The sequence below is a fragment of the Micromonospora sp. NPDC049175 genome (assembly GCF_043197345.1).
Classification (GTDB): Bacteria; Actinomycetota; Actinomycetes; order Mycobacteriales; family Micromonosporaceae; genus Micromonospora.
Genome location: NZ_JBICSY010000005.1, coordinates 231895 through 247918, shown reverse-complemented (window position 1 = coordinate 247918; position 16024 = coordinate 231895). Strand labels below are relative to the sequence as shown.

Here is a 16024-nt window from a genome sequence, read left to right as displayed (position 1 = left end):
TTTCGGTCGTGGATCAACTGGCGCGGCGGCTCGGCGTACCCGATGCGGTGGTCATCGGTTTGGGCTCGATGCTCGGCGCGGGCGTCTTCGTGGTCTTCGGCCCGGCCGCGGCGGCGGCCGGCGGCGCCGGCCTGCTGCCCGCGCTGGTGCTGGCGGGCTTCATCGCCTTCTGCAACGCGACGAGTTCGGCGCGGCTGGCGGCCCGGTACCCGGAGTCCGGCGGCACCTACGTCTACGGTCGGGAGCGCCTCGGGCCGTTCGCCGGGTTCCTGGCCGGCTGGGGCTTCGTGGTCGGCAAGACGGCGAGCTGCGCGGCGATGGCGTTGACCATCGGGGCGTACCTGTGGCCGGGGCAGGCCCGGCTGGTCGCCGTCGGCGCGGTGCTCGCGGTGACCGCGGTGAACCTGCGCGGCATCGGCAAGACGGCCACCGTGACCAGGGCACTTGTCGTGCTGGTGCTCGCGGTGCTGGCCCTGGTCGCGGTCGTCGGTCTGGTGGGAGGGCCGGTGCGCCTGGATCGGCTCGGCGAGCCCGGCGGCTCCGCCCGGGGCGGGCTCACCGCCGCCGGGCTGCTGTTCTTCGCGTTCGCCGGGTACGCCCGGATCGCCACGCTCGGCGAGGAGGTCCGCGACCCGCGGCGGACCATTCCCCGGGCGGTGCCGCTGGCGCTCGGGGTGGTGCTCGCGATCTACCTGGTGCTGGCCGTGGTCGCACTCGGTGTGCTCGGCGCCGACCGGCTGGCCGGGTCCGCCGCGCCCCTTGTCGACGTGGTGACCGCCGCCGGGCTGCCCGGCCTGGCCTGGCTGGTCCGCGCCGGAGCCACCATCGCGGTCGTCGGGGTCCTGCTGTCCCTGGTCGCCGGGGTCGGCCGGACCACCCTGGCGATGGCTCGCCGCCGGGACCTGCCCGGTGCGCTTGCCGCCGTGCACCAGGTACGCCAGGTGCCGCACCGCGCCGAACTGGCCGTGGCCGCCGTGGTGGTCGTGGTGGTGCTGCTCGGCGACGTGCGCGACGCCATCGGCTTCTCCAGTTGCACAGTGCTTGTCTACTACGCGGTCACCAACGCGGCGGCGCTGACGTTGGGTCGGGAGCGGGAGCGGAAACTGCCGGTGCGGGTGCTCGCCGGCCTGGGGCTGCTCGGCTGTCTGCTACTCGCGGTCAACCTGCCGACGGGCAGTGTCCTCGCCGGCTTCGGTGTGCTCGCCGTCGGCGCCGCGTGGTACGCGCTACGCCCCGCCCGCCGGTGACCTGAGCAGGCCACCGGCGACCCGGGTTCAGCGACTCAGCCGCCGGTATCGGCGCACCGCGAGCGGCGCGAACGTCGCGATCAGCAGCACCGGCCACACCACCGCCAACAGCATGGCGTGCTCCGCCGGCCAGGAGTCGCCACCCAGACCGGGGTTGCCGAACAGGTGACGGATCGCGGCGACGGTGGCCGAGAGCGGATTCCACTCCGAGATCGTCCCGATGACCGACGGCATCAGCTCGGGCGACACGAAGACGTTGGAGATCGCGGTGAACGGGAACGCCGCCGGGAAGACGATCACGCCGACCGTGTCCGGGTTGCGCACCAGCAGCGCCAGGTAGATCCCGACCCAGGTGATCGCGATCCGCAGCAGCAGGAGCAGCCCGACGGCGAGCAACGCCTTGCCGACACCCTGCCGCCACTGCCACCCGACGAGCAGGCCGCAGACCAGCAGGGTGGACATCTCCAGCAGCGCGCGCAGCAGGTCGGCGGCGCTCCGGCCGGTCATCAAAGCGGACCGGGCCATCGGCATCGACCGGAACCGGTCGACCACACCCCGGCTGAGGTCCAGCGCCACGCCGGTCGCGGTGGCGCCGAGGCCGTACAGCATCGTCATCACGAAGACCCCGGGCAGCAGGAACTCGCGATAGTTGCCGCCACCCGACACCTGCATGCCGCTGCCGAACACGTACCCGAAGACAAGCACGAACATGATCGGCAACGAGAAGTAGAGGATCAGCTCCTCCGGTGCGCGGATCACGTGGATCATGTTCCGCCTGGTCATCGTCCAGCCGTCGACCACCGCCGCCGTCATGCCCCGTCCGCCTTTCCTCCAACGCCGACGGGCTCGCGGGCCTCGTCCGGCCGGTGCCCGGTCAGATACAGAAACGCCTCGTCCAACGTCGCGCGCCGCAGGCCGATGTCCTCCACCGCGACCCCGGCGTCGTCCAACGCCCGCACCACGTCGACAAGCCCGGCGACCCGGTCGGCCACCGGCACGCTGAGCCGCCGCACCTCCGGATCGCGCTCCGGCTCCGCGGCACAGATCGACGCGACGATGCGGGCAGCCCGGGTCAGGTCGGCCGCCTCCCGCACCACCACCTCGATCCGGTCGCCGCCGGTCATCGCCTTCAACTCGTCCGGCGAGCCCTCGGCCACCACCCGACCGGTGTCGATCACCGAGATCCGGCCGGCGAGCTGGTCGGCCTCCTCCAGGTACTGCGTGGTGAGCAGGACCGTGGTCCCGTCCGCGACCAGGTCGCGGACCAGGTCCCACACCTGGTTGCGGCTACGCGGGTCCAGACCGGTGGTCGGCTCGTCGAGGAAGAGCACCCGGGGTGTACGGATCAGGCTGGCCGCCAGGTCCAGCCGACGGCGCATCCCACCCGAATACTCACCCGCCGACCGGCCGGCCGCCTCGTCGAGCCCGAACCGTTGCAGCAGTTCGTCGGCGCGTTGCCGGGCGGCCCGTCGACCCAGCCGGAACAGCCGGCCGAACAACTCCAGGTTCTGCCGCCCACTGAGGGTTTCGTCGACCGCGGCGTACTGCCCGGTCAACGCGATCCGGGCCCGCACCTCGTCCGGCTGACGCCGTACGTCGAACCCGGCCACGGTGGCCCGGCCCGTGTCGAAGCGCAGCAGCGTGGTGAGGATCCGTACGGCAGTCGTCTTCCCGGCCCCGTTCGGCCCCAGCAGTCCGTACACCGTGCCGGTCGGCACCGTCAGGTCGAAGGCGTCGAGCGCTCGGGTGGGGCCGTACCGTTTGCCCAGCCCTTCGGCTGTCACGTCGAATGTCGTCATGCCGCGAGGGTGCGGTCGGGCGCTGACGGGTCACGCACCGTCCGCTGACGGCGGCGCACCGGGCCGGCTCGCGGCACCGGCCTTCTCCTCCTCGGTGATCTGCTGAAGAAGGAGGATGATCTCCGAGCGCGTCGCCTCGCCGACGTACCAGCCGGTGAGCCCGCCGGCCAACGCCGCTTCGCAGAGCTGCCTCGTCTCGGCGAGATCACCACGCAGCCGTGCCACCTGGGCGAGGCCGAGCCGGGCGGCGGACACGAACTCGGGCGCGCCACTGCCCTGCGCCAGGAGCAGCGCGCCGGCGAAGTCGTCCCGGGCTGCCGCCAGGTCACCGGCACGCAGCCTTATCTCACCCCGCGTACGCAGCATGTCGGCCTGGTCGACGGCTGAGCCGAGTTCCTCGGCCAAGCCCATTGCCTGCTTCATGTGGTCGCCCGCCGCCTCCGGATCACCGTGCCAGGCGGCCAGTTCGCCGAGCGCGCCAAGTGTGATCATGGAACCCCACCGGTCTCCGGTGCTCCGGAAGCCGTCGAGCGCGGTGGCCAGCGCGGCCCCGGCACGGTCCGACTGACCACCCCACATCTGCGCCGTGCCGTGCCCCATCGCGCCGAGCGCGTTGATCCAGACGTCCGGGCCGACCAGCCGCCGCAGCTCCCGCATCAGCTCTTCGACGTCATCGGCTCCGCCGGGCGGGGGTCCGGTTGAGATCCCCGACAGATACAGGAGGAACGGTTGTCGAGGGGGCCGGTCGAGGCTGCGGATCACGGACCCCTGCGTACCGAGCGACGGGAGGTGGCCGGCACCGGCGAGCGCGGCGTTGTAGACGCAGAGGGCGAACTCCTCGCCCAACCCGGGCGGCGCCTCGGCACCGAGCACGTCGAGGACGTCGGCGGCTAGCCGGGCCCCTTCGCCACGCATGCCGCGTAACCACCAGTAGAACGACAGGGCCGCGACCAACCCGGCCGCCTCGGACGCGTCGCCGGCCGCGGTGGCACGCCGCAGCGCGGCGTGCAGGTTGTCCCGTTCGGCGTCGAGCCGCCGCAACCAGTGCAACTGTTCCGCGCGCCGCAGGTGGTCGCTGGCGGTCCAGGCGAGCTCCAGGAAGTACACGGTGTGCGCGCGGCGCAGCTCGTCGGCCTCACCGGCTTCGGCGAGACGTTCGGCGCAGAAGGCGCGCACCGTTTCGAGCATCCGGTACCGGCCACCGCTCAACTCCACGAAGGACTTGTCGGCCAGACCGCTGAGCGCGTCGACGAACTCGGCGCTGGGGAGACCGGAGACCCGCCCGGCGGCCTCCAGCGTCGCGCCGCCCGCGAAGACGGTCAGCCGGCGGGCCAGTATCCGTTCGGCCTCGTCGAGCAGATCCCAGCTCCACTCGACCACGGCCCGGAGCGTGCGGTGTCGGGGCGACGCGGCCCGGCTGCCCATGGACAGCAACCGGAACCTGTCGTCGAGCCGGGCGGCCACCTCGGCGACGGGCAACGCCCGCAGCCGCGCGGCGGCCAGCTCGATGGCCAGCGGCAGGCCGTCGAGGGTACGGCAGATCCGCAGCACCACGTCGACGTTGGCCGGCGTGACGGTGAAGTCGGGTGCGACGTCGGCGGCCCGTTGGACGAACAGGCTGACCGCCGCGTAGTCGTCGGCCTGCTCGGTCGACGCGTCGGGTGGCGGCAGGGTGAGCCCGGACAACTGGCACAACGCCTCGCCGGCCAGCCCGAGCGGCTCGCGACTCGTGGCCAGCACCCGCAGCGCCGGGCACGCGCCCAGCAGCCGTGCGGCGAGCCGGGCCGCGTCGGCGACCACGTGCTCGCAGTTGTCGAGCACGAGCAGCAGCCGCCGTTCGGCGAGCGCCTCGACCAGTCGGTCGGTGGACTGTCGGCCCGGCTCGGCCGGGGCCCGCAGCCCCGCGTCCCGCAGACCGAGCGCGCTCAACACCGCCTGCGGTACGTCCGACCCGTCGGCCAGCCCGGCCAGCTCGACGAAACAGACCTCGCCGTCCGAACGACCCGCCGCCTCGATCGCCAACCGGGTCTTACCCGCTCCCCCGGGGCCGGTGAGGGTGACAAGTCTTCGCTCACCGAGCAACGCGCGAACGCGCGTCAGTTCCTCCTCCCGCCCGACGAAGGTGGTGAGCTGGCTCGGCAGCCCCGGCTCGGTCGTCGGGCGTACGTTGAAGCTGTCCCCGCCGCGCGGCCCGGCGAAGCTGTCCCCGCCGCGCGGCCCGGCGAAGCTGTCCCCGCCGCGCGGCCCGGCGGGACTCTCGGCGCCGCGCAGTACGGCCAGGTGGATCGCGGCCAGCGCCGCAGACGGGTCGACCCCGAGTTGCTCGGCCAGGCCGCGCCGAGCGTCCTCGAACTCGGCAAGCGCCTCGGCCGGCCGACCCTGCGCGGACAGGGCACGCATGAGCTGGCCTCGCGACCGCTCCCGCAGCGGATGCGCCACGACCAGTTGCCGCAGCTCCGGGACCAGCTCCGCGTGCCCGCCCAGCGCCAGCTCGGCCTCGATCCGATCTTCGGTGGCGGCCAGCCGCAGCTCGTCCAGCCGGGCCGCCTGCGCGGGTACGCCGGCCACGTCGATGACGTCGGCCAGTGCGGGACCACGCCACAGCTCCAGCGCCTCGCGTAGCACGGCCGCCGCGCGGGGCCAGTCACCGCCGGTGAGAGCGCGCCGCCCGACCTCGGCGAGCCGCTCGAACCGGTACGCGTCGACGTCCGCGGGGTCCACGGCGAGGCGGTAGCCGGCCGGGTGGAACTCCACCGGGGTGTGCTCGGCGGGCAGCGCCTGACGCAGGCGCGACACCAGGGACTGAAGCGCGTTGGCGGCGCCCCGGGGCGGGTGCTCGCCGTACAGGCCGTCGATCAGCCGCTCGGCGGACACCACCCGGCCCGCGTCGAGCACCAGGAGCGCCAGCAGCGCGCGCAGCCGTGGACCACCCGGGGCGATCTCACGCCCGTCGGCCAGCAGCACCTGGGTCGGCCCCAGGACGCGGAAACGCATGGCAGTGATTGTCACCCGGTACCGGCCATAGGCAGCTTCAGCTCACCTCGGCGGTGCCGTCATGCCGGCGGGTCAGTTCGATTTCGTCCACCGGGCCGTCAGTGGATGTCGAGGGAGCACCCCCGCTGGGAGGAACGGGATGCGCCGAGCCGGGCTGGCTTGGCAGCGAGGGCGGCGTCGCCGTTGGGGTGGGCACCGTGCCGTGCACCGCCCCCGCCGGCCGAGGCGCCGGGCCCGGATGGGCGGGCGGGGCGCACTGCCTGGTCAGCCAGTCCAGACCGCGTCGGCGGGCGACGACTGTCAGCCGGTCGCCCGCGAAGATCACCTGGCGAGGGTCGAGGTCCTTCCACCAGATCGTCTTGCCCCCGCCGGCCGGGGTACGGGCGATCAACCGGACCTGCCCGTCCCGGTTGACCACCTCCAGCGGTCGGCCGTCCAGCTCGGAGCCTGCGGCGACCGGCACCTCGGCGACCGGCAGCGCATGCCTGTCGACAGGGATCGTGGTGATCACCGCGCGTTCGGTCAGCGCCCCGATGAAGGCCGGGGCGGCCAGGTAGGAGACCGATCGGGACACCCCGAGGGCGAAGGTCTCCTCCACCCGTTCGGCGAAGTCACCGTCGAAGAGCCGCAGCACCACCCGCAGGTCGGGGGCGAGGTCACGGGCGGCGAGCGCCGCCTCCAGGTTGGCCACGTCGTCGGTGGACGCCACCACCAGCGCCTGGCAGTCGGCCACCGACGCGGCGACAAGCGTCTCGGAGAGCGCGGCGTCGCCGACGATCACCGGCACCTCCAGTTGACGGGCCAGGGCGCCGCCGCGCGGCGCCGGATCCTTGTCGATCGCCACCACCTCGACGTCGTACTCCCGGAGCTGGGCCATGACCCGGGTGCCGACGTTGCCCAGGCCGATCAGCACGACGTGCCCGGCCCGCGCGGGCTGCACCCGGCCGGTGTGCAGGGCCAGCCGGGCGTTGACGATGCCGTCCACCACGACGGCGGTGATCAGCGGGATCAGCGCCAAGCCGGCCAGGTTGAGCACCACCTGCATGATCTGCGCGCCGGCCGGCTTTGTGGTGTCCGGGTCGGCGCCGCTGAGCGTGGTGACCAGGGTCAGGTACAGCGCTTCCAGCGGGGAGGCGTCCTCGGTGCGGGAGATCAGCGCCCCCAGCACCGCGATCACCGCGAGCACGAGCATCACCGCGACGCCGATCTTGCGGGTCGCGAAGCCGCGTACCGCTCCCAGCAGCACCGTGACCGGACGACGCCGCCGGCGGTCCCGGACCAGCCGACGGGCGGCGACCTCGGTGCCCGGCGGCTGCCCGGTCGCCTCGGCGAGCACCAGGTCCGCGCCGGCCTGCTCGGCCGGCAGCAGCTCCACCCCCTGCGCCTCGGTGAGGTGGGCCAGGGCGCAGACCACGTCCTGCGGGCGGACGTCGGCCCGCCGCGCCACCCGGAGCGTCTTGTCCCGATGTTGGAAGGAACTGGGGTCGACCTCGCCGAGCGCGGCGGCCACGAAGGCCGGCGCGGCCATCTCGGCGTCGGAGAGCACCTCGACCGGCGCCTTGATCAGTTTGCGTACGCCGTCGGCGAGGGTGCCGTTGAACATCCGCAGCACCTGGCGGACCTGCTGGTCGACGGCCTGCGCGCAGAGCGCCGCGTGCAGGTTGCCGACGTCGTCCTGGTGCAGCAGGGCCAGCCCGGTCGCCCCGGACAGGCCGGCGGCCTCGAAGGTGGACACGTCGAGCCGATCCGAACGGATCACCCGGGCCCCGCGCAGCCCCGCCACGTCCGGGCCGTTGCTGCGGTAGCGCTCCGGCACCACGACTGTCACCCGGGCCCCACCCGTCGGCAGCTCGGATTCGAGCAGCGCCCGAGCCACGTAGTAGGCGAGCGCGTCCTTCCCGCAGATCACGTAGTGCGGGCGCGGATCACCGGCGGAGCGCAGCCGCCAGTTCCACTCGACCGCCCGTCGCGCCCGGTCCCGCCACGGCTCCGCCATGCCCGGATCGTAATCAGCAGGGCCACGGTGGGCGACCCCGTCCGGATCATCCCCGACCAGGCATGCCCGCTCCGGTGACGGGTAGTGCAGCGGCATGCAGACGTTCCTCCCGTACCCGGACTTCCTGGCCAGCGCCCGGACGCTGGACCAGAAGCGGCTGGGCAAGCAACGGGTGGAGGCCATCCAGGTGCTGCGCGGACTCACCCGACCCGGGTACGGCTGGCGCAACCACCCGGCGGTGAAGATGTGGGCCGGGTACGAGGAGGCGCTCACCCGCTACGGGCTGGACATGTGCGCGGTGTGGACCGAGCCGGGGCGGGCGGACACCTGCGCCACCACGATGACCGTGGACCTCGCGGCCGCCTGCGGGGCCGGCGTCGTACGGACCCAGGACGAGCTGGCCGAGGCTGGTGAGCTGCCCCCGTGGCTGGGCCGCGACGAGCTGCACCTGAGCCACCGATCGTCGCTGGTCCGCAAAGACCCGGCGCACTACCGGCCCCTCTTCGGCGACGACGTTCCGCCGGACCTGGAGTACGTGTGGCCCGCCTCCGACCGCGCGCGCCGTTGCCTGCCGGCCGACTGAGCCGAGGTGGGGCAGACTGGGCCCATGGCGCTGTCGCAAGTGGTGGGCCGGCTCATCGGCGTACGCCAACATCTGGTGGACCCGGGCGGCGGTGGCGCGGACCGCGTGCCGCGACCGACCGCGGCGGTGGTGGTGGGTGGCGGCATCGCCGGCATGTCGGCGGCGGTGGTGCTGGCCGAGCGGGGCGTGGCGGTCACGGTGCTGGAGGCGGCACCGACGCTCGGCGGTCGACTGGGCGCCTGGCCGGAGACGCTCGCCGAGGGCAGTCAGCGCAACGAGCACGGTTTCCACGCGTTCTTCCGGCAGTACTACAACTGGCGGTCGATCCTCCGCCGGATCGATCCTGACCTGGGCTTCCTCAAGCCCATTCCGGGTTACCCGATCCTCAGTGCCCAGTGGCCGACCGAGGAGTTCGGCAGGCTGCCGCCCGCGCCGCCGGCGAACCTGCTCGCGCTGCTGCTGCGCAGCCCCAGTCTGCGCCTGGGCGACCTGCGCCTGATGGACCGGGACGCCGCGCTGCCGCTGCTCACCTACGACCCGGTGCGCACCTACGCCGAGTTGGACGACACCACTGCCGACGAGCTGTTGGCGTCGCTGCGGCTGCCGGACCGGGCTCGGGCGATGCTGTTCGAGGTCTTCTCGCACTCGTTCTTCAACCACGAGGCGGAGATGTCGGCCGCCGAGATGGTCGCCCAGTTCCACTTCTATCTGCTCGGCAACCCGGAGGGGTTGGCGTTCGACTGCCCGGACGAGGACTACGCCACGGCGATCTGGGAGCCACTGACCCGGCACGTGGAGAAGCACGGCGGCCGGGTGCTGACCGGCTGCGCCGCGACGGGGGTGCACCAGGACGGCGACGGCTGGCGGGTGACGACCACCGACGGCGACGGCCACCCGGCGGCCCACGTGGTGCTCGCCGTCGACCCACCGGCGCTCGCCGCGCTCGTCGCGGCCTCCCCGGACCTGGTCGAGCGGGCACCGGAGATGGCCGCCCGGATGCCCGCCTTCGGCCGGCCCGGCCCGCCGTACGCGGTGGCACGGTACTGGTGTGCCGGGGACGTGGCCGCCGAGCGGGCGGTGTTCAGCGGTGTGTCCCGGCAGCCCACGCTGGATTCGGTGACGCTCTACCACCGGTTGGAGGACGAGCCGCGGCGGTGGGCGCGACAGACCGGCGGGTCGGTCATCGAGCTACACGCGTATGCCTGCGAGCCGGGCGTGCCGGCCGAGGAGTTGGCCGAGCGGATGCGCCGCGAGCTTGTCGCGCTCTGGCCGGAGGCTGCCGACCTGCGGGTTCGCGAGCTGCGGGCCCGGGTGGAGGCGCAGGCGCCGGCGTTCACGCCGGGCAGCCACGCCTGGCGACCGGGAGTACGCACCGACGCGTCCGGCCTCTACCTGGCCGGTGACGGCATCGCCACGGACTTCCCGAGCGCGTTGATGGAACGCTCCGCCGCCACGGGCATCGTCGCCGCGAACCACATCCTGCGCGCGGAGGGCGGCGCGGCGGAGCCGGTGCGCTCGATCCGGCCCCGAGGGCTGCTTGCCGGTCGCCGTACCCCAAACCGACAAAACACAACATAAGCATCGGTACGCTGCCGTACGCTTGGTTGATCAACCGTCGATCGACCGGGCGGGAGGGCAGCGGGGGATGTCACCACTGCACCGCGCCGGCGCGGAGAACGACTCGCCTGTCGACGAGAGCGGCCGCGACGACGCGTACCCACTGATCCGCGACGAACGCGCCTGCATCGTCACCGCACTGCGCCTGGGCTGGTGGATGGCGGACGCCTACCACCACGGGCAGCACGCCGAGTTCGGCGTCCCCGTCGAGGCCCGCCCACCCGTACCGCCGGCCAAGCTCTCCAACCTCACCGAGATGTCCGCCCACCGGCGGATGCGCATGTACCTCGACGGGGTGGACGTCGCGCTGGCCCAGATCGCCGAACTCACCCGACACACCGGGCCGGTGCCCGACACGGCCGCGGCCCGGGCACTGCTACCCGACGTGGGCCGGCCCGACCCGGCCGACCCGGTGCCGCTGCTGCTCGCCCTCGACGACCTCAACGTCGAGGTGCTGCGCTGGGCGATGGCCGCCAACCACCGGGTCGGGCTGGCCTATCGACTGGGCCGATCGGTGGCCGACACCGTCCGAGCCGGCGACGCCACCCAGTTGCTGCGGCAGTTCGGCGGTCGGCAGATCCAGATCAGCCGCTGGCTGGACGAGTTGGCGAGCGTGCTGCCGCCGTACTCGGCCGCGGTGGTGCGCCGGTCGCTCGCCACCTGGGCGACTGCTGTCGACCGGGCCGGCCACGGGGACCCGGCCGAACCCGCGCCCGCCGAGCTGAGCCGGGCCCTGCGCGCCCAGGGTGACCTCTGGCGGGACGTGCTCACCGGCGGCCTGCACCCCCGCGACCTGCTCGACGAGGAGGACTACGCGGTGATCGCCCGGAACCTGATCATCCGGGATCGCCGGCTGGTGGCACAGGCGGCGCGCGGCATCTTCTGGCCCGTGCTCGTACCCCTGCTGCTGGTGCTCTTCGCGGTGGTCGGCGTGAGCGCCGCCGCGGCCGCCGGCTCACCGACCACCCGGGCCACCGTCGCCCTGGTGGGTCTCGGCGCCGGGCTGGCCGCGATCTGGCGGTCGGTCTCCGGGCCGGCGCTGGCGGTCGCCGGCGAGGTCAACCGGCCCCTGCTGGACGCCGAACTCACCGCGCGCATGGCCCTGCGGCTGGACCGGCCGCTGACCGCCGCCCGACGCACGGCGGTCGTCGCGCCCCGGACCCGCCGTCCGCGCCGCCCGGAGGAGCCGGGCAGCCGATCGAAATACGTTGCCCGTCTATCCCGCCCCGACCTACCGTGATCGGGCAAGGTCAACCACCGCCGCGGGAGCAGAGCATGCCGATGTCGCACGTCAGCACCGTGCCGTCGACGCTGCCCGGCGACGGTTGCCGAGCGGAAGGTCCCCGGGCGGGCCGGCCCGACTGACGCGTACCCGTACGCGCCCAGCCGCCCCGTCCACCAGCCGGACCGGGCGGCTTTTCGCTGTCCGTCACCATCGTGAAAGGAGCCCCGGTGGACGCCGTCCTCGTCATCAACGCCGACCTCGGCCCGCTGCACCGGGTCACCGTTCAACATGCCGTACGGATGCTCTGCCGCCGGGTCGCCGAGATCCACGAGGCCGAGCCGGACCAGGTGATCGGGGTCTTCCCGATGCCCCGGGTGGTGCGGCTGGTCCGCTACGTGGTCACCAGGTGGAGGTTCAGCGCCGGGCCGGCCTGGTCCCGCGCCGGGGTGCTGCGCCGCGACGACCGCTGCTGCGCGTACTGCGGTGGGTCGGCCTCCACCATCGACCACATCCTGCCCCGCTCGCGCGGCGGTCGGAACACCTGGCGGAACACCACCGCCGCCTGCTACGGCTGCAACCAGCGCAAGGGTGACCGGACGCCGGCGGAGGCGGGCATGCCGCTGCGCCGGGAGCCGGTGAACCCGGGCTGGGGGGCACTCGCCGGGCGGTGACGGACCGGCCGGCGGGAACGGGGGGCCGCGTCCCGGGTACGTCCCGGGGCGCGGCACCCGCCGGCCCCCGGTCAGGCTGCGCGTTCCTTGACCTTCGAGTTCGGGCTGCCGTTGGGGCACTGCACCCGGATCTCGCTGCGGTGCTCGGTGGACACCAGCTCGACCTGGAGCTGCTTCGCGGGGCCCGGGTCGTACGCCTCGGCCCGGAACCCAGGCGCGAGCGCCACCGCGAGCACCTCGACGGACTTTCCCACGCAGCGGACGGTGATCGTCCCTCCTTGCGCCTGCACGGGCACGTTCGCGGAACGGGTGGGCGTCGACGCGGCCGGGCCGGGCGTGGTCGGCGTGGGGCCGGGCGCGGGCGCGGTCGGGGCCGCTGTCGGGGCCGGGGTCGCCGTCGGGTCCGGGCCGGTCGGGGGGCCGGTCCGGGCAGCAGGCGCGGTCTCCTGAGCCGGCGGGACGGCGGACGGCCCGGTCGTGATCTCGTCGGCCGGCTCCGCGGCGCGTGGCATCCCCACGGCGGTGGTGCCCGGGCCCCGGCCGGTCGACGGAGCGCCCTGCCCCGGTCGACGATTGCCGAAGTCGCCGAGCGACCCGGCCATCGTGATCGCGGTGAGCACCGCGCCGCCGACCACCAGGATGGCTCGACGCCGACGCCACGACAGGCGTCTCGTCGGAGCGGCCGAGTCGGCGGTCGCGGTGTCGGTCGGCTCGGCCGAGCCGGCCCCCGGTGCCGCGGTGACGCCCGTTTTCCCTGAGCCTGCCCCCGGTGCCGGGCTGACGCCCGTCCCCTCGGACGTCGCTCCACTCATGGCGGCGAGCAGGATGTGGGCCGCCTCGGCGGCCGGTGGCCGGTCGGCGGGGTCGCGGGCCAGACACCAGCGGTAGAGCCGGTGGACCTCGGGCGGCACGCCGTCGATCTCCGGCAGCGGGTCCGGCTCGACGTGCGTGTGCGCGCGGAGCATCCCGGTCTGCGTCTCGGCCGGCCACGGCAGCCGGCCGGTGAGCACCCGGTGCAGCAGCAGGCCCAGGGCGTACACGTCGCAGGCCGGCAGCACCTCGCCGGCCGCAAGCCGCTCCGGGGCCAGGTAGGCCGGCGTGCCGAGCAGCCGCCCCTCGAAGTCGATCTCCGACTCGCCGACGGCCGCCGCGATGCCGAAGTCCAGCACCTTGGCGCCGGTGGGCGTGAGCATCACATTGCTCGGCTTGATGTCACGGTGCACCAGATCCTGCGCGTGCGCGGCGGCGAGCGCGGAGGCCACCTCGGCGCAGACCCGCAGACCCGCCCGGGGCGGCAACGACCCGAGCGCCAACCGCTGTTCGAGGGTGTGACCGCCGAGCAGCTCCATCACCACGAACGGGACCTGGGCGCCGTCGACGAGCGACTCACCGAAGTCGTAGACGCTCGTGACGTGCGGGTGCGACAAACGGGCCGCGGCCTTGGCCTCACCCCGAATCCGCTGCCGTGCACCGTGGTCCGTGGCGAGCAGCACCTTCACCGCGACGTCCCGTTCGAGCACCTCGTCGTACGCCCGGTGCACCGCCGACATGCCGCCACTGCCAAGGCGCTCCAGGAGCCGATAGCGGCCCGCAAGCAACTGATCACGCTGCACGACGGACAGCCTGCCGTACCGGCCGGCCACGGGCCACCCCGGATCGAGGTGTTGCGATGAGTGGGACCGAGGTGCGGATACCGTCCCCTCAGCGGGGTCGCCAGGCGAAGCGGGGCGTACGCCGCTCGGCCATCGCCGCGACCCCTTCCCGGGCCTCGCCGGTGGTCGACACCTTCCGGTGCCACCAGGCGATCCGCGCCGGCCCGGCCCGGTCGTCGACGATCTCCTTCGCGGCGGCGACGCTCAACGGCGACCGCTGGGCGATCATCGCGGTCAGCTCGTCCAGCCGCGCGGCGAGCCGGTCGCCCGACAGCACCTCGTCGACCAGACCGATCCGCAGGGCGCGCTCAGCGTCGATCAGCTCGGCGGTGAACAGCAGGTGCTTGGCGGCGGACGGGCCGACCAGCCGGGCCAGCCGGCGGGTGGTCGGCGCCGGATAGACCAGCCCGAGCCGGGCCGGCGGTACGCCGAAACGGGCGTCGTCCGCGGCGATCCGCAGATCGCAGGCGACCGCGAGCTGAGCCCCGCCGCCGACGCAGGCACCCCGGATGGCGGCGATCGTCGGCTTGGCGAAGCTGGCCAGCCGTTCCTCGGCGGCCACCGCGATGCTCGTGTCACCGGCGTCCAACAGCTCGGCCAGGTCACCCAGGTCCGCGCCGGCGCAGAACGCGTCGCCCGCGCCGGTGAGCACCAACGTCCGGACGTCGGGGTCGGGCTCCAGCCGGTCGAGCAGTTCGGGGAGCTGACGCCACATGGTGGCGGTCATCGCGTTGCGCCGGGCCGGGTTGTGGATCACCACAGTCGCGACCGGTCCGGTCACCTCGACTGTCAACTCCGCGTCCGACACGTCAGCCCCTCCCCGTCACCTGTGCGACGCCACCGATCTGGCCGAACCGGCAGGCAAGCCGCAACGACGACCCTGACGGCCACGATTCTGATGCAATCTTGGACAGTTTCCGTTAGCTCGTAACGGAAACTTTCCAAGATTGCCAGAAACGGCTCACACCGCTTCCGCCCGGGGTGGGGTGGGGGAACCGTTGCTTGGGGTGGTGCGTCCGACGGAGATGAGACCCGCATCGACGACGGCCGTCACGATCGCGCTCCTGACCGCCGTCCTGACCGGTTGCACAGGCGTCGACCGAGCCCCCACCCCCCTCCCGCCACCGGTCACCCTCGCTCCCGGCTCGACCGTCGTCGCCACCCCGCCGACCGGCACCCCGCCGACCATCGTCGCCACCGTCGTCCCCGGGACCGGTGGCGCGCCGACTCGGGTGATCCTGCGAACCTCCGGTGGCTTCGCCGGTCGTGGTGACGCCGTGACGGTCGAGCCGGACGGTCGGTGGACCGCGGTGGACCGGGCCGGCAGTCGGCGTACCGGCCGGCTCACCCCCGCCGACCTGGGCCGCTTGACCGGACTCGCCGCCGACCCCCGGCTGGCCGCCGAGGCACGGCGTCCGACCAGCTCGACAACCTGCTCGGACGCGTTCACCTACCGGCTCACCGTGGGCAGCGTCGAGACCGGCTACGTCGACTGCCCGGCCGACACCGCCCCACCGCCGGCCACCCAGGCCCTGGTCAAGCTGCTGCTGCGGAGCACCGGCACTCAGACCAGGTAGTCCGGGGGCAGGCCGGTGCCCCGCAACTCCGGCGGAAGGTGGGCCACGTCGTTGACGGCGATCAGATTCGGCGGCCCGGTCGGGCTGTACCGGATCACGGTCAGGCCCGCGTTGTGCAGGTTCAAGCCCATCCAACGCCACTCCGGCGCGTCCAGCGCATGCCGCACCAGCCAGGCGATCAGAAAGCTGTGCGTCACGACCAACTCGCGAACCGGCTCGTCACCGGTGGGCCCGTCGCTGACCGGGCCGGCGAACCGCCGTACCGCCGCCGCCGTTACCTGCGGCCCGTCGACCCGCTCGGCCGCCGAAAACTGCCCGAGGAACGTCGCGTACGCCGGGGGCAGTCCCACCGGATCCGTGTCGTGTGGGAGGTGGTCACCTGCCAACTCCGTCTCGTACACCGGCACCTCGGGCAGCGACGCGGCGACCAGCTCGGCGGTCTGCGCGGCCCGGCGCAGCGGCCCGTGCTGGACGGCCGCGAACCGCCGGCCCCGCAGACGCTCGCCGAGCAGGGTGGCCTGTCGCCGGCCGCGCTCGGTGAGGCCGGTGTCCGGTTCCCCGGCATCCGACTCCCGCAGCGCGGTCAGGTCCTGCTCGGCATGTCGGGTCAGGTACAGCAGCCGGGTCGCCATGCCGCCCACCTCACCACACCGAGTTCTGACG

Annotated in this window: 13 protein-coding genes; 6 read left to right on the top strand and 7 right to left on the bottom strand. The window is 73.6% G+C overall.

Translation table 11 applies throughout. From position 1 onward, the window contains the following. Positions 1 to 8 precede the first annotated feature (8 nt). Positions 9 to 1247 (top strand): APC family permease, encoded by a 1239-nt coding sequence (locus tag ACGFH8_RS21390; RefSeq protein WP_393369637.1) that lies wholly within the window; start codon positions 9 to 11, stop codon positions 1245 to 1247. A gap of 27 nt (positions 1248 to 1274) precedes the next feature. Here the strand turns inward: ACGFH8_RS21390 and ACGFH8_RS21385 are convergent, their stop codons facing one another. From ACGFH8_RS21385 to ACGFH8_RS21370, 4 genes are read right to left on the bottom strand one after another with little or no spacing between them, the layout of a single operon-like run. Then, positions 1275 to 2060 (bottom strand): ABC transporter permease, encoded by a 786-nt coding sequence (locus ACGFH8_RS21385; RefSeq protein ID WP_393369634.1) that lies wholly within the window; start codon positions 2058 to 2060, stop codon positions 1275 to 1277. Further along, complete coding sequence (locus ACGFH8_RS21380) at positions 2057 to 3046, bottom strand: ATP-binding cassette domain-containing protein (protein WP_393369631.1); 990 nt, start codon at positions 3044 to 3046, stop codon at positions 2057 to 2059. Before ACGFH8_RS21380 ends, ACGFH8_RS21385 begins: the two co-directional genes overlap by 4 nt. A gap of 30 nt (positions 3047 to 3076) precedes the next feature. Continuing rightward, positions 3077 to 6040: a BTAD domain-containing putative transcriptional regulator gene (locus tag ACGFH8_RS21375; protein ID WP_393369628.1), complete on the bottom strand. Its 2964-nt coding sequence runs from the start codon at positions 6038 to 6040 to the stop codon at positions 3077 to 3079. Positions 6041 to 6077: 37 nt separating this feature from the next. Beyond that, the gene (locus ACGFH8_RS21370) at positions 6078 to 8036 is read right to left on the bottom strand and encodes a potassium channel family protein (protein WP_393369626.1); all 1959 of its coding nucleotides are present in this window, start codon (positions 8034 to 8036) and stop codon (positions 6078 to 6080) included. Positions 8037 to 8130: 94 nt separating this feature from the next. Between ACGFH8_RS21370 and ACGFH8_RS21365 the strand changes: the two genes are divergently transcribed. From ACGFH8_RS21365 to ACGFH8_RS21350, 4 genes are all read left to right on the top strand, one after another. Further along, the gene (locus ACGFH8_RS21365) at positions 8131 to 8619 is read left to right on the top strand and encodes an MSMEG_6728 family protein (protein WP_393369624.1); all 489 of its coding nucleotides are present in this window, start codon (positions 8131 to 8133) and stop codon (positions 8617 to 8619) included. A 24-nt stretch (positions 8620 to 8643) separates the two neighbouring features. Beyond that, entirely contained in the window at positions 8644 to 10197 is a 1554-nt protein-coding gene (locus ACGFH8_RS21360) for an FAD-dependent oxidoreductase (RefSeq protein ID WP_393369622.1), read from the top strand. Between the two features lie 67 nt (positions 10198 to 10264). Continuing rightward, positions 10265 to 11476 (top strand): hypothetical protein, encoded by a 1212-nt coding sequence (locus ACGFH8_RS21355; RefSeq protein WP_393369620.1) that lies wholly within the window; start codon positions 10265 to 10267, stop codon positions 11474 to 11476. Between the two features lie 212 nt (positions 11477 to 11688). Then, positions 11689 to 12132 carry an HNH endonuclease gene (locus ACGFH8_RS21350; protein WP_393369617.1) on the top strand — a complete coding sequence of 148 codons (444 nt, stop codon included), beginning with the start codon at positions 11689 to 11691 and terminating at the stop codon, positions 12130 to 12132. Between the two features lie 71 nt (positions 12133 to 12203). Here ACGFH8_RS21350 and ACGFH8_RS21345 read toward each other — a convergent pair whose 3' ends face one another. After that, the gene (locus ACGFH8_RS21345) at positions 12204 to 13745 is read right to left on the bottom strand and encodes a protein kinase (protein ID WP_393369615.1); all 1542 of its coding nucleotides are present in this window, start codon (positions 13743 to 13745) and stop codon (positions 12204 to 12206) included. Between the two features lie 88 nt (positions 13746 to 13833). Next, complete coding sequence (locus ACGFH8_RS21340) at positions 13834 to 14592, bottom strand: enoyl-CoA hydratase/isomerase family protein (protein WP_393369612.1); 759 nt, start codon at positions 14590 to 14592, stop codon at positions 13834 to 13836. Positions 14593 to 14809: 217 nt separating this feature from the next. On the opposite strand from ACGFH8_RS21340, the gene ACGFH8_RS21335 reads away from it, so the two are divergent. Then, on the top strand, positions 14810 to 15361 hold the full coding sequence (locus tag ACGFH8_RS21335; protein ID WP_393369611.1) for a hypothetical protein: 552 nt from the start codon (positions 14810 to 14812) through the stop codon (positions 15359 to 15361). On the opposite strand, the gene ACGFH8_RS21330 is transcribed toward ACGFH8_RS21335, so the two are convergent. Beyond that, positions 15349 to 15993, bottom strand: coding sequence for a histidine phosphatase family protein (locus tag ACGFH8_RS21330; RefSeq protein WP_393369608.1), 645 nt, complete (start codon positions 15991 to 15993; stop codon positions 15349 to 15351). The two genes, ACGFH8_RS21335 and ACGFH8_RS21330, sit on opposite strands and share 13 nt — an antisense overlap. Positions 15994 to 16024: the final 31 nt, after the last annotated feature.